This is a genomic window from Quatrionicoccus australiensis (assembly GCF_020510525.1).
GTDB lineage: Bacteria > Pseudomonadota > Gammaproteobacteria > Burkholderiales > Rhodocyclaceae > Azonexus > Azonexus australiensis_B.
Map to the genome: position 1 here is coordinate 2989804 of NZ_CP075188.1, position 14105 is coordinate 3003908.

Below are 14105 nucleotides of genomic sequence, written 5' to 3' on the forward strand. Positions count from 1 at the left end.
TCAAGTGTAATCCATGGATTACATATATGCAAGGTTACTCCACGTTCGAGAACCGCCCTTCCGCCCGCAAATCCTGCCGACGCTTCTGCAAATACACCCCGTCCTTGATCATCGCCTGATTCCGCAGCTTCGTCTGCAGGCTGTGCTGTAGCGAGTCTGCCCGGATCGCCAGGCCCGGGTTCGCCAGGTTGAAACGCATCGCCATCTGCATCGCTTCGGCCTGCATCGCCTGGTCACCGGCAATCGTTGCGGCCATCCACTGATTGACGATCCCCTCACGCCGGCCGGTCAATTTTGTCTCGCGCCCCTTGATCGCCGCCCTGCCCTCGTTCATCTCGGCCACTTTCGTCGGATTGAAGCCCAGCGCTGTGCCGAGGATGTCGCCGGTGTCCAGCGCCACGCCCATATCATCGCCGCGCCAAGACTTCACACCCTCGGTTTCGTAGCGAGTTGCCTTCAGCGGAGCGGCCAGCATCTTCGGGAGCATCGCTTCCAGACCGCGGCCCGTCTTGCCCTCGTTGAACGCGCCGACCGCCGTGCCGATGTTGGCAGCGTAACCGGCGACCGGGCCGAGCAGCGTCAACATCCAGGCCTCGACAAGATCACGGCCCTCCTGCTCACCCTGCGGACTGCGGACCCAAAGGTCGCCCAGGCCGACACGGGAAGCGAAATCGACATTCAGCAGCGTGCGCAGCGGTCCGTGGGCAATCGCCTCGCCGCCAGCCTTGCCGAAGACATCGGCCAGCATGTTGCGGAACTCGGTCTGCCAGTCCCATGGATCGTCACCGTCTCCCATTCCCATGGACAACAGGCCAAGCAGCGGCGTAATGCCGAACACGCCCAACGGCAGGCCAAGCGCGCCGGCCGCGCTGAAGTGCATAGCAGCGACGCCAAGCAACATCCGGCGGGCCTCGCGCCGAACCTCCGGCGACTCGCCCTTCAGTGCCTGGTGGGCGTTGCGCCAGAGCAGGTAGGTCATCTGCTGGCTGTACTGCTTGAACATCGTCACCACGCGGGTGAAGTTGCCGGCCATCCAGCGGCTACGGTTGCTGGCCGAGTAGTCGAAGTGCGTCCGGCGCAACGTCTCCAGGGCTGTCTCGACTGCCTCATCGTGGGTCTGCCCCTTCTCGACGGCCAGGCGGTAGGCGGCCAGCGCCGACACCTGCCTGTTGAACACCTCCGGCACGGAAAACGTCCAACCGATGATCTTCATCGCCCGATTGATCGCCCAGGACCGGCTACTCGATGCACTGTCCGTCGTCGCCGTGCTGGCCAGATCGCTGGTCTGCGTGAGGGTAACGAGACCAGCGTCTTCGAGCTGCTGCAGCGCGCGCTTCTCGTCGCCGGTCAGCGCCTTGTTGTCCTTCAGCACGAAGCCCGACCACTTGTCCCAACGGCCGCCGAAGTAGTCCTTGCTGGCCTTGGTCAGCGCGCCGGCCGCCTTGTCGAAACCAAACTTGGCGCCAAGCCAGGGGAAGGTGATCAACGGCATCTGAGACAAGTTAGTGATCCCAGAGGCCACACTGCCACCGAGCGACATCACAAAGCCGACTTGGCCGAGGGCCGCCGTAACCGGGTGTGTAGTCGGGTTCATCATCAGATCGAGTCGCTTGGCCAGTTCGTTGGCGACCTGCTGCTGCACGGTCGTATCGACGTCGCCGGTGGTCTCGCTGATCTGTTTGTTGAGGCTGTCGAGGAGTAGCGTCAGCTCGTCACCATGCAGCACCCGGGCAACGTGATGGCCGACGTGTTGCATCGAGGCGGCGAACGCCCGCATAGCGTCCTGGCTGTACCCGGGCGTGCCCTTGCGGTGGGTGAAGTGCCGACGATACGACTGGTCCGGCAGGCTGCTGATCGCCAATTGGTTGAGCGAGTCCATCAGGGCGCCCTTCTCCTTGGCATCCATCTCCAGGCCATCGACCAGCTTCAGCACGTCGCCGACGAACTCGCCGGCCGGGCCGTCCTTCGTCGCCGAGTAGGCCTTCTTCGCTGTCAGTTTGGTTGTCCAGCCACTGACTCGCAGTTGGCGAGCGCGCTTCTCACGGGCGGCCGAGCTCTCGAAGGCCTCGACGATCCGCTCGGCGCCCTTGTCGGCAATGAGAACGAAGTCGCCGAACCGGGCGAGCGGGAAGTACGGGCCTTCCGCCAGGTACTTGTCGAACTGCAGCCGGATCTCGGCGGCGATACGCTGCCCGTTGGTACCGGCGCGCTCTGCCCGTTTCGACAAGCCATTGCGCAGTTTGGCCAGCGTGGCGGCGTACTGGTCGCGGACATCACGGTAGAGCTGCTGCGCTTCCGGACTCAGCGTCTCCCAGTTGGCCAGGAGCTCGGCTTGTTCGGGTGACTCGGCCGCTATGACCAGATCCGGATCAAACTGAGCCAGCGTAGCCTGGTGCATCAGATCAGCCAGCTGGTCAGCCTCTGGCCCCTTCAGCTTGCGCCAACGCTCAATGATGGCATCAGCCTGCTCTGCGATGACGTTGCGGGCTTGGTCCATCTCCTGGACAACGCGGTCGAACTGCGCCACCTCGGGCATACGCTCACCGTAGATGTCGGCCAGTTGATCGCGAGTCAATGCGCCGAGCGCCCAACTACGCTGGTTGGCCAGTTGGTGGCCCAGCCAGTCCTTGACGGTCAGCCGATCGGCGTCGTCGACCACATTGAAACGCAGGTCGGGATAGGTCGCGTCAAACGAGCCAGCATTTTGTGTGGCGGACTTCAATTGCTTGGGGTCGAAGGCGATAAAGATGTCCGCCGGCGTCTCGACATCGGTCATATCGGGCAGGTCGCCCCCGTCGTCGATGAGGTTGCGCAAAATTGCGCCATCGTTGCCTGCTTTCCGAGCCTGTTTGCCCAAAATATCAGTTTGCGCATCCATGCCTTCACTCGCCAGCGTGTTGTAGTTCGCGCCACCGAAGTCCTTTTCCAACGGACTACGGATATTGAGGAACAACGGAATCACACCGCGCTGCTTCGTTGCGTTGTTCAGGTCGACATCGGTGTCACGGCCGGCATAAGAGGCCGCGGTTTCCCGGGTCGATGCCGCGAAAATCAGACCGCGCTCGTTCGGTTGGAACTCAGTGAAGGTGCCGCCATCTCGCGTGCCGTGGAAGACCACCAGCGGCTCACCGTTTTCATCAATTACCTTTGACGTTGCACCCTTGAAGGTCAGCGCCTGGTGCAGTATATTGTGAACGTCTCCTGAAGGAACTGCCCCCGGAGTGCTCTGCCGGTCACTGACCGGAGCGCCGGATTGCTTAGGCTTCAGGAGATTGTCTTTTGTGGAAACGCTGTGCAGGTAAAAGCGTTGCGTGTTCGGATCCCGATGGACCAACACGGTAACCACGTCATCCACATCATTGATTCGCACTGGCGCCGAGATGTAGATGCTATCCATCAAGCCGCGCGTTGCCACATGCACAATCCGGCCATTTTCAATGACGTCAGGCACAGCCTTGAATGCCACAGCTTTGGCAGGGCTGATCCGGTGACCCATACTATCGCGCACCGCTCGCTCGTCCATCTGAACCTCGCCAATGACGGGATGGACCGCTTTGAAGCCGTAGTCGCGAAAAATACCAACGGCCCACTCCCGCAACGCTGCATAGCCTCGGTGCGGCGCCTCTGATGTCTGAAGATCAGCGAGAGGCGAGCCATTCAAGAAGTCCCTAAGAGCTGCAGTTTCCCAGTCGCCAAACCATGCTTTGAATTGGGGAGTCCGAACCTGCTGGTACTGCTCGTCATCCAATTTCGACGGCTTGCCGTTTGGCGCAAGTCGCTCAGAGTTGAACCGACTCAGGACGTCTGCTGATTTCACTGCTGGCGCCATCAGATCAACACCGAGCTCGAGCGCGCGAGACAGAGCCGACTCACTTTGTGCATCCATGCCGAGAATGCCCCGGACAATCCGAAGGAACCAATGCCAGGCGCTGGTCAGTCCAGAGCTGCTGCTGTCAGGTGCTGCCATCCGAGACAGAACCTGCTGAAACTTCCGATTCGTGAACGCCTCGGCCAGGAACTCCTCAGCATTCGTCAGGCCGTAGTGACTGCGTTTGCCCAGTTTGGTCTGCACATGGTGGAACAACGCCTTGAGCTGACCGCTGGCCAGGCTCTTCTGGCCGAGCGCATCAAGCGTGGCAGCGTGCACCATCTCGTGCAACAGGTGCCGCTCGGCACTCGCCGGCCTGAACAATGAAGCAGTGTTGGTCTTCGGGTTGTAGGCCGCGGCGTAGTTGTTGCTGGGACCGGCATGGATAGCCCACCCCTTGGCATCTCCGACCGTTACCTTGGCCGATACCCCCTTCGCGATGAGCAGACGGGCCAGTTGGCGATTGAACGGAACTGCGGACGTCTTGACGATAGCCTGCAGGATCTCGTTCGAGGATTTGCCTTCAGCAGCCAGGCCATAGACCAGTTGGTCGAGACGGCCGATCTGGTCGGACTCTCCTGCCTTGTTGAAGAAATCGTGGCCGTTCGAGGCGTCGAGGCCTTTCTCGGCCAGTGACTCTGCGGGGGCAGCCCCTTCGTTCTGGTACCGGATCCCATCCAGAACTTTGACGTCGATCGTGCCAAGCGCGCCTTTCACATTGGAAAACTGCTGGCCGGTCACCTTGCCATCTGGCATAGCCACGAACGCCGCGGCACCACCTGCTTTCGATGCCGCCCTGAACAGACGCATCAGCCTGTCACCACTGCGCAGCTCACCCATCTCCTGGGGATCGAACGGAACGAAGGCGCTGACCGCATTCTGAGCGGTCAGAAAGACGATACCCGGCTGGTCCTTGGCAATTGTGGAAACCAAGCCCTTCGCCGCAGACGGACTCGAGATTGCTGCGCCGGGGTTGGACTCGGTAATTTCCCGCTCAACCATGGGTACCTTGAAGGCTGTCGGCTGATCGACCGAAACCGTCCCGTTGTCGTACTTGTCGTTCATCCAGGAAATGGTGTCACCAGTACGGGCTAGAGCAGCCAGTCCGTGGTATTCCACGTTCGATCCGCGCAGAGTGCTCTCAAAGCTCGAGGACAGCATCCTGTCAGCGTTCGATAGGTCGGGCGTTCCGCTCGGGTGGTTGTGGGCCATCCATACATGGGCCGCGCCTTTGATCCTTGCCAGCTCCATCAGTACCGTTGAGGGATAGACCGAGGCCTGGGTCGGCGCCCCTTTGAACCCACCGATAATGGCAAGCGGCTTACCCGCCTTGTCGGTAACCAGAACATCGAGGTGCTCCACCGCGAATCGCGACAGGCCAGCGAAAACTTTGGCAGCACCTTCCCAGGAAGCGACCTTCGAGACAGGGAGGTGCCGCTCGCCTACGGTAACGAGCTGAGTGCTGACGTGATAGATACCGGGAAGGTCGGGGGCTTGGCGGACAGCGAGTACCTTGGTTGCTCGGGACGAAGCTGCAGAGCGCCCTTGGGCGCCCTTCCCTTTCCGAGGTACAGTTTTTCTGGTGGCTTTGGGTATTTCATTTTCGCCCTCGATTACCGTGTCGCCGGAAATGGCGTCAGGTTTGACAACACCATCGGCGACCTTGGCGGGTTCAGTCGGCACAGGCTGAGCTGGGATACTGGCCGGCAACTTGGTGTCGCCATTCCGGACCCAGTCCTTGAACTGCTCGGCACTCATCTTGGTCACCGTCTGCCGGCGCTTCGGACCAGAGCCATCGGCAAAGTGTACGTCGTAGGCCTTGATGGCGGCGCCCTTGAGCTTGTAGCCGATCATGGCCTTGTGTTCGTCAAACTTGCCGGTAGCAGGGTCGAACTGGTCCACAACAAACACCGGGCCAGTGTGGTTCTCCGCGGTCCCGCCCTTCACATAGACGTCGACCTGGTCGCCGTCGGCGCCTTCGGTGCGCTTCACGTAGCCGTAGTGGTCGGACATCGTGACAGACCACGCTTTACCATCCGGACCAGTACCGCTTCTGGTGCTACCGATAGGGTTTTCGACGGCGATATCCAGCCCGCCGACCTTGATATGGCCCTTGGCGTAATTGCCGGCGGCCTTCTGGGCTTCACTCGGCTCAGTGTTGGCTTGATGGGCGGCCTGGTCGATCGACTGAATCGGGCTCTCGCCGGCCAATGCCTTGGCAATCGCCTCGGGCGGGTGGGCGAAGATTTTTTCCTGGGCGTTCTTGTTGGTGACCAGCCCCTTGGTGCCCAGACGCTTGGCCAGTGCGCGCTGCTCGGCAACCGGCAAGGCAGCGACCTGTTCGACAAGCGGATCAACCGCTGGCACCGGTGCTTGCAGCGCCTCGGCGGCCTGCTGCTGGCTGGCTGACAACCAGTCGCGCGGAACAACGGTGTGCCCGCCCCCGGCTGGATGCTCGACCACCATCAGGTCAGGTCTGCTGGCAGCGATTGTCTGGGCGTGCTCCAGCGGCAAAACATTGGCGCGCTCGCCCCATGCGGCGAGATTCTCACGCCCGAGGCGGTCGTTTTCATCCTCCTCCGGCACCAAGTCCGCGAACAGATCGGAGGAGGCCTGCGGCGTTACAGGCACAGCATCAGCCTCTTCAACAGGTGCCGAAGGAGGCATGCTGGCAGGCTGCTGAGATTGAATGTGCTCAGCCGCGGCAGCGGACAACGGACCGGTGGCAGGATCGATAGTCGTGGCACCTTGCCCATCTGCGCGGAGAACGCTAACCGGTGCCGGGGCTTGATGTGATAGACCTGCAATCGGACCACCAAACATGCCACCGCCAAGTGAGCCCATCGCTCCACTGAAAACAGTGTCCTTCACATTTTCCGGAGTCGTCGGATCTTGGAACCCCGCCAGTTGCTCAATCGGATTTTGAACGAGCTCTTCACCCCCTTCGACCGCGGCACCGTGGAGCATCCCCTTGCCAATGCTTCCGGCCAGGCTTATTGCTGCAAATTTTTCAACCAGTTTGTCGCGGCCTGTCTTGGTCAGCGCGGACAGCACCCACTCATTGGGACCAAACCTGTTTTCGATGGCCCCAACCGCGCCAGCGCCCAACGCAGCAACCGCTTTGCCGGTAGTCGAATCAGCCATTTCCGGATTGTCTTGGATCTGCTGTTCTCGAATACCGCCAAAACTCGGCAGGGCGGCAACTACATACGGCCCCGCCCAACTGATGGCTTGCCCCGCCCCAGCGACCAGAGGGGCAGCTGGACCAGCCAATGGCGCGGCGGCGGTAACCCCTTGGCCAATGAGGCGAGCACCAACCATGCCGGCATAAGAGCCGGCCGCATTGCCGGTTGCCTCTTTGAGTGCCGTTCCGGGCATGGCGGCAATGTCATCCAGCGTATGCACCGCCAGCGGATTACTGTCGATAACCTCCTGGCCATAGCGTTTGACCGGGTTGTCTTGACCGACACCAGGGACGAAGTCACCGGCAAACTGGCCAGCCCCTTTGACGAGAGCGCCGACTGACTGCTTGGCGGATGCGACGAAACCTCCATCGCCTTGTGCCGCTTGAAGGATCTTGCTGCCTGACGATGGGACAAGGTCATCGAACACGTCAGCGGATGCGCGTTGCTGTTGGCCAGCGCCAGCCGGGATCAGGTCTTCGAACATTTATTTCACCTCCGGCAGGCCTGCAGCGCGCAGACGGGCGTTCACCGCCTTGGGGTCAGCCCCCCGAGAAATGGCACTCTTTGCCTGTGCTGCGATATCGGCTGGATTTGCCTGGCCTTGTTGCAACATCGGCCGACTCTGGCCGGTGCGCGGGTCGAACACAAAGGGGATTTTCCGGTTACCAAGTAGCGGCTGTTTCGGGTCGATCGGCTCTTCAACATCAATCGCCTGCAGACCCGCCGGCTTCTCTTCGCGCCCGCTGAGTGCCGCAAACGCTTGCTGCACAGCCTTGCGACGTTCAGGCGTGGTCGCCGGGTCGAGCATCTCGCTCCGCAAGCTGGCCAGTTGTTTGCCTTGCTCGACCTGTTGCTGACCAAGCTGATTGTGGTTACCCGCGGCCTGTGCCTGTGCATCCCCTGCCCGCGCTGCCTGGAGGATCTGGGCGCCGCGAACTGCTTCAGCCTTGGTGCTGGGGTCGGTGATCGTCGAGTCAGTCGCATCAGACACCATGCGGCTCGACTGCATGCGCGCGAGCTGGGCGGCCGGGTTGTAGGTGCTGTTCTTCTGGTCGATCAGTGCGGACGCCGAGTCATCGACAGCCCGCTTGTTCGGATCGGTCAGAGCTTCGGTACCGACGTTCGTCACGTTCAGCTGGCCGTTCTTGCCGCGCTGGGCGAGGATGCCGTTGCCGCGGTCAAGATAGCCACCCGGCACGATGTCCTTTGTGGTCAGCGGATGCGCCGGCGTGTTGTCGATCGGCTCGCCAGCGGCCTCCTTAATCGAGTCACCGGGCTGGGCCGGCGCTGCGGCTGGCGGGGCTTGTTTTACCGTGGGGCTTGTCGTCTCGCCAGTTGCATCGAGTTCGGAGCGGTTCGCAGCGAGGCGAGCTTCTGTGTTCGGTGTGATCTGAAGTACCTTGTTGGCTACGGCACCGTAGCCTTGGGCCAGCATTGCGAGGGGACTGGCCGGAGTCGGAGTCGCTTGGTACCGAACACCGTCGATCACTTGCCCGGCGGCCTGCTTGATCGCATCACCAGGCTGTTCAGGAGCCATACCAGTCGCTGCGGCAGCCTTCCCGCCCTTGATCGTCGGGCCGACCGGCTTGCCGGTGCCGGACTCGAGGAGCGCATCGACCGTCTCGAAGCCCAACGCCTTCGCGATACGCAGCAGCAGGTCGTCCTGTGCCTTGGACAGGATTCGCTCGTCCGTCGAGACCGCGATCGGCTCGCCGGTCTCACGGACCTGGGCGGGGATCGTGTCGGAGGTCGGCGTACCAGGGCCCTTGATCTTGCCGCCGGGAGACTTGTCACCGCCTGCGCGCAGGTGGTGGCGGTGCGCCAGACCGGATCTGCGAATTTGCTCAGACACACCAGGCTTTCCGGAAACAGCACCGCGAATCATGCTACCCGGCTCGGGCTTACCACCGTCCGCGAAGGCTTGAACAGGCGTGCTGATCGCGGCCTGGTAGATGCCCTGCTTGCGACGGGATGCTCCTGCCCCTTGGTCGAGAAGATCATCCTGGCGCCAGCGTGCAGACCGCTCCGCATTGAGCTGGTCAGTCTCACTCAGGATCGGAGTCATGGGCGAGACCCTTTGAGTCGGTCCGGGTGCCGACATGGCGGCCTGGTAGATGCCCTGCTTCCGGCCCGACGCGCCCTGTGCTTGATCGATCAGGTCGTCCTGGCGCCAGCGCGCGGTCCGCTCTGCGTTAATGCCAGCGGTGTCTGACTGCAGAACACCAGCTTGGCCGGTATTCTCCTGTGCTTTGGTCCGCGCAGCGTAGTCGGCGAGCATGCCGGCCTCACCGGCAGTCGGTGTGTAGGTGTTCTGGCCGGGGATCGTCCTCGGCGTTTTTGAGTCAATAAGATCTTCAGGCATGGTGCTACCTCACAGTACAAAGATTCGCTGCCGTGGTGGAAATGGGCAAGCTGGTGATTTCGTTCATGGTGCTACCTCACAGTACAAAAAGTGCTTCATCGATGATTCGTTGCGCATCGGGTGGCAAAAGGTTCTTCTCCGGAACCCATTGCCAGGGGAGATTTGCCCAATAGCGATGTGATTTTTCAAGTTCTGACACGGCATATCCGGCATCACGCAAAACCTTGATCTCCGCGGCGCGGATCTCATAGAAATCAGAGTGGAAACCTTGCTTAACTTCATGAACCAGCAAGTTGTGAAGGTTCTCGCCCACCTCAGGAGTTCCTCGGTACTCGGCTGGGACAAAAGGCATTGCCGCTTTATTTCTCTTACGTTCGATCTTGCCCAGCATGTGCGCGATCTTCTCAAGTGGCGGCAGTGCAGCGACACGCGCGGTCTCTTCTACGATCCCCCGGACCAGTTCGCCAAAGTCGACCGCCGGTCGCTCGGCCTGTGCCGGGGCCGGTGGTGGCATGCGCGACAGCAACTTGTCGAGGCGAACTGACAACGCGCTCATTTCATCCGATCCTCGAGTTCGTCCATGCGCTTGGCCAGATCCTCGACCTCTGTCACGCGAGCCAGCCCGCTGAGGACGCCCATCAAGTCGGCGGCGACACTGCTCGGAATCTCGCCAGCCAGGGTGGCGGCAGTGATCTCCTCAGCACGCTCGACCAAGCTGGTCGCCGTTGCCTGGATCGACTGGGCCTGTGACTCCGGCCGCAGAGGCGGGAGAGCCCGGCTAAGCAGCAGTGATGCCGCCGAAACATCACCAGCCTTGGCCTGGCGGACCAGCGCCTTAATTATGTCCTCGACATGATCCTCGATAGCGGCACGGTACTTCTGCGCTTTGGTCGGAATGCCTTTTGGGCGACCGGCCGGGTTGCCAGATTGACCAGGTTGAAAACGAACGGAGGTCATCTGATATCACCCTGATGTAAACAGGACTTAGCTTGCTCTAGCCGGAGGTCGTCGAGCGTGCCGCGGTAATTTTCCCGGGCAGAATCGACTGCCTGCGCGGCATACCCACAATCAGCGATCAGGACCGCCAACCGCTTCTGGCTTTCAGCGATCTGCTCGCGCAGTGCAACCGCTTGGGCCGCCCGTGACGTGAGCCGCTCCTCTGCCTCGGCGAGTCGCTGTTTCGCGTCCACGACGTCCTGGTGGTCGAGAAGCTGCTCATCCTCAATAGCCAGGTAGGCAGCACGAACACCAGGCTCCAACTCGACGATATCTTCTTCAGTCATGGCGAGCTTGTCCTTGAAAATCGCGTTGGTCATGCGGCCAGGAACAAAGCGCGCGAATCGCTGATCGACCGGGTAGAACGGCGGCTCCAACCAGGCCGGCAACCTGGCGCGGACTGGCGTATCTGGGGGCAGGCTCACCCTGTATTCGAAGCGGCGCCTGGTCCTTGACCGCCCTGCCCGGAACTCGACGGTCCGCTGCTCGATCCGCCCCGTCGCTGCCAGACGCTGCGCGAATTTCGCGGCCTGTTTCTCCGGAATTCCACGGCACTGCGCAGCTTCCACAGCAGTGACCCAGAGGCTTGGCAGTTCTTCCAACAGCGCGACAATCTTGGCGCTGGCTGCTGCAATAGCGATCTCCCGGGCGGATGCCATGAGGGCTATCGCTTCCCATCGATGAACGCCTCCAGATGATCCCTGCGGATTCGAAGCGAGCTGCCAATACGGCTGACAATGTCAGGAAATCCGTGACTGCCCCGCTTCAACCAACACCGCATCGTGTTTGGATTCAGCGCACCAGGGAATGCATCGGCGGCCTGCTTGAAGTTCAAGTAGTCGAGACGCGGCTCGGGGGTCATGTTGGTACTCCTCGGTGCAAGTGATGCACCAAGTCTGGAACAGCCCCTCCTGCTTGCGTGCCCTCTACGGCAACAAAATTTTCAAGCGTTAGAAGCACTTACGCTTTGGCCGGATAGAATTCATATCCATGACCAAGTCCGAACTCACCAGCCTGCTGGCAGCCCGCTTCCCTCAACTTGTCCGACCCGATGCTGACATGGCTGTCGGGGAGATTCTCGGAGCCATCAGCAACACGCTACGCACTGGCGGAAGAATCGAAATTCGTGGGTTCGGGGTGTTCTGTTTGAGCTATCGACCACCCCGTACCGGAAGAAATCCGAAGACCGGCGAGAAGGTCGATGTGCCTGGCCGGTATGTGCCGCATTTCCGGGCGGGGAAGGAATTGCGGGAAGCTGTGGACGCTGGGTGACATTCCACTCCTCGTTGCAGTCGCTGAAAGCAATGCTGCCCTAGCTACGAAATGGCCAATGCCAGACGATGCAACTTACTCAAGTCAGCCTTTGCCGCCGTTGGAATAGCGCCAGAGCTAGGTCAGCAATGCGTTGGGTTGCTGACGATGCCAAGTCGTCAGCCAAGCTCAAGCCCCGCGGAGATGGCGTCGAGCAGGGTTGCGCGTACCGCTCGCCATTGATCGGCGATCACGTCATAGCCTGCGACTGGCAGGTGTTGATTAGCGCCGAATGACTGAAGAAGATCGAGCGCCCTACCACGCGCCTCGAAGCTGAACTTGCCAGCCGCTGCCAGATAACGGGCAAAGCTGCCGCTGATGCTCGGATTGACGTCATTCCCGATCCTTGCACTCAGCAAGCCTTCAAGCTTAGCGTCCCATTGGAGTCTTTCTTCGACCGCCAGATTGGTCACCAGTTGAGCATCGAATTTTGAGCGCCACCGCCGGGTGACCATGGCCTCAAGCAATTTACAAAAGGTGGCGCTGTCGGCACGGCAGGCCGCCACATGCACGGCCACGGTCCAATCGGCGAACTCGTGACCGAGCATGTCGAAATCGATGGGGAGCTGCAGTTCCTCTGCGTCAGGCGCAAAGATGGCAAGCGGGATCGCGGTCGTGGTGAATGGGGTTTTCTTAAACTGCGCAACAAGCCGTTGACGCACGCCTGCATCACCAGAAAAGTGTTCGCGCAGAATAAGCCCGACTTCAGCATTAAACATCGCGCGGCCGTTGTGGTGATCACGGTTGTCGAGCGTGTCGAAGCAACGTGCGAGGAGGAGTGTGCTGTGGGGACGCTCGGCCGCAAGCGCGCGCAGCGCTTGCGGCGTGCGCGGGATTTCGCCACGTTCGGCGAGCGCGAGGAAAGCCGCTCGGGCGTTGGGGGAGGCGCTCGGCGCCGCCGAGAGAATCTCGGCGAGCCGGTTGTTGTGGACAAGCGACGTGAAACGCATTGGCAAGCTGTCGCCGAAGGCTGCCTCAAAATCGGCGAAGCGCTCGCAAATCAGACGCTCGAGTGAGGGGATGCCTTCAGTGAGGCCACTGGTCTCAAGCGCCACCGGTTTGCCGCGGTCTTCGAGAGTCGCAAGCGCGTCGAGCGCGCCGATTGTCACCAGCCCGGCAAGAGCCGCGGCGCGGACAGATTCATATTCGGTGCCGACCGCGACCGCTTTGGCAAGGAGCAATTGCCGAGCTGCCTCTTGGGTTTCCGGCGGCAGGGCGCGGTAATGTGCGATGACCATGCGTACGCGGAGTTCGGGATCTGTCTCGAGCATGGCCTGAACCAACACAGCCTCAAGCGCTGTGCCGGTCGCGCCCGTCGCGGCGATCTCCACGACTTGGGCGCGCAGATCAACAGGCAAGGGCACCGCTGCATCGAACAGTGTAGGCGCGAGCTTGGGGTCGTCCGCGTAACCGGCGGCGATTGTCGCGAGCGGCCCATCTGCCTCGCGGATGCGCTTCAGCGCGAGCGTGCGGACATTGGCATGCGCGCCAAACGTGCGAAACAGTATATCGGAGGGGTCGTAGAGGCCGCACAGCTGCTCGGGAAAAGCGAGGATTGCCGCTACGGCTTCGTTGTCAGCAGCATCACAGTTGCACGCTTCCAATCCAATGGCCAGCAGGTCGCGTCGCACCTCCGCGCGCGCCCCCATCCGAATCAGCCGCTCGCGCGCCACAGCCTTGTCGGGCACGATCTCGGGAAGCAGGGCGGCTAAATCGTCTAGATCCTCGTCGGGGGCGTCGGCGAGCGCGATCAGTCGGTGGCAGAGACGCTCAAAATTCTCCCAGCTCAGAGCATCGAACGGCAGCAGCTGGACGCGCGTGGCGACAGGATGCACGGTGGGCACAGCGTCGGGCGGGCTCAGTACGACAAGCGGGGCAAGGGTGGACGGCGAAGCGGACATCGGCACATTCTGGCATCGCGACGCGGACCCCGCCAGAGTAAATTGCGCCGATGTATGGCTTTGGACTTCGCGAACAGTGGCCTGGATGACAGAAATGAGTCGGAAGTTAACGTCCCCAATGGCCGAGCAGTTCACATTCAGGACATACCCCTTCATCGCCGGGTGTAGGCGCGAGCCAGCCATTCATCAGGACTTCTAACCGAACTTCTAACCAGCCTCTTAACCTCTACAAGACATTGAAAAACAACAACTTTTATATATTTAGTTAGAAGTTAGAAGATAAATATAAAAGATACGTATAGAGATTAGGTATTGATGTCGATATATGCACACCTCCCATACTCCCCGATATATCTCTCCCTGGGATACCACCGGTAGGGGGGAAACCTCTAACCTCTAACCAAACTCTGAAGACCATTGTGTCACAACAGTCTTCGAGGTTAGAACCCTTGAAGGCGGACTACTAACCTCCGCCCCCAAGG

The 14105-nt window shown here is 60.9% G+C and carries 8 protein-coding genes; 1 reads left to right on the plus strand and 7 read right to left on the minus strand.

From position 1 onward, the window contains the following. Positions 1-34: 34 nt before the first annotated feature. The 6 genes from KI612_RS14295 to KI612_RS14320 all read right to left on the minus strand — a co-directional run bounded on the left by KI612_RS14295 (position 35) and on the right by KI612_RS14320 (position 11273). Positions 35-7537, minus strand: coding sequence for a PLxRFG domain-containing protein (locus tag KI612_RS14295; protein ID WP_226440740.1), 7503 nt, complete (start codon positions 7535-7537; stop codon positions 35-37). Further along, entirely contained in the window at positions 7538-9415 is a 1878-nt protein-coding gene (locus tag KI612_RS14300; protein WP_226440741.1) for a hypothetical protein, read from the minus strand. It abuts the gene before it with no gap. Between the two features lie 76 nt (positions 9416-9491). Next, positions 9492-9971, minus strand: coding sequence for a hypothetical protein (locus tag KI612_RS14305; RefSeq protein WP_226440742.1), 480 nt, complete (start codon positions 9969-9971; stop codon positions 9492-9494). Continuing rightward, positions 9968-10372 (minus strand): DUF5681 domain-containing protein, encoded by a 405-nt coding sequence (locus KI612_RS14310; RefSeq protein ID WP_226440743.1) that lies wholly within the window; start codon positions 10370-10372, stop codon positions 9968-9970. Before KI612_RS14310 ends, KI612_RS14305 begins: the two co-directional genes overlap by 4 nt. Beyond that, positions 10369-11070: a hypothetical protein gene (locus KI612_RS14315; RefSeq protein WP_226440744.1), complete on the minus strand. Its 702-nt coding sequence runs from the start codon at positions 11068-11070 to the stop codon at positions 10369-10371. The genes KI612_RS14310 and KI612_RS14315 overlap by 4 nt, the downstream gene beginning before the upstream one ends. Before the next feature lie 5 nt (positions 11071-11075). After that, the gene (locus KI612_RS14320) at positions 11076-11273 is read right to left on the minus strand and encodes a helix-turn-helix domain-containing protein (RefSeq protein WP_226440745.1); all 198 of its coding nucleotides are present in this window, start codon (positions 11271-11273) and stop codon (positions 11076-11078) included. Between the two features lie 128 nt (positions 11274-11401). On the opposite strand from KI612_RS14320, the gene KI612_RS14325 reads away from it, so the two are divergent. Next, positions 11402-11683 carry an integration host factor subunit beta gene (locus KI612_RS14325; RefSeq protein WP_226440746.1) on the plus strand — a complete coding sequence of 94 codons (282 nt, stop codon included), beginning with the start codon at positions 11402-11404 and terminating at the stop codon, positions 11681-11683. A 158-nt stretch (positions 11684-11841) separates the two neighbouring features. On the opposite strand, the gene KI612_RS14330 is transcribed toward KI612_RS14325, so the two are convergent. Next, positions 11842-13806, minus strand: coding sequence for a hypothetical protein (locus tag KI612_RS14330; protein WP_226440747.1), 1965 nt, complete (start codon positions 13804-13806; stop codon positions 11842-11844). Positions 13807-14105 lie beyond the last annotated feature (299 nt).

What these genes read in the sequence shown, in the direction of transcription:
- KI612_RS14295 (WP_226440740.1), bottom strand. Translation starts at nt 7,537, where the DNA reads ATGTTCGAAGACCTGATCCCGGCTGGCGCTGGCCAACAGCAACGCGCA.
- KI612_RS14300 (WP_226440741.1), bottom strand. Translation starts at nt 9,415, where the DNA reads ATGCCTGAAGATCTTATTGACTCAAAAACGCCGAGGACGATCCCCGGC.
- KI612_RS14305 (WP_226440742.1), bottom strand. Translation starts at nt 9,971, where the DNA reads ATGAGCGCGTTGTCAGTTCGCCTCGACAAGTTGCTGTCGCGCATGCCA.
- KI612_RS14310 (WP_226440743.1), bottom strand. Translation starts at nt 10,372, where the DNA reads ATGACCTCCGTTCGTTTTCAACCTGGTCAATCTGGCAACCCGGCCGGT.
- KI612_RS14315 (WP_226440744.1), bottom strand. Translation starts at nt 11,070, where the DNA reads ATGGCATCCGCCCGGGAGATCGCTATTGCAGCAGCCAGCGCCAAGATT.
- KI612_RS14320 (WP_226440745.1), bottom strand. Translation starts at nt 11,273, where the DNA reads ATGACCCCCGAGCCGCGTCTCGACTACTTGAACTTCAAGCAGGCCGCC.
- KI612_RS14325 (WP_226440746.1), top strand. Translation starts at nt 11,402, where the DNA reads ATGACCAAGTCCGAACTCACCAGCCTGCTGGCAGCCCGCTTCCCTCAA.
- KI612_RS14330 (WP_226440747.1), bottom strand. Translation starts at nt 13,806, where the DNA reads ATGGCTGGCTCGCGCCTACACCCGGCGATGAAGGGGTATGTCCTGAAT.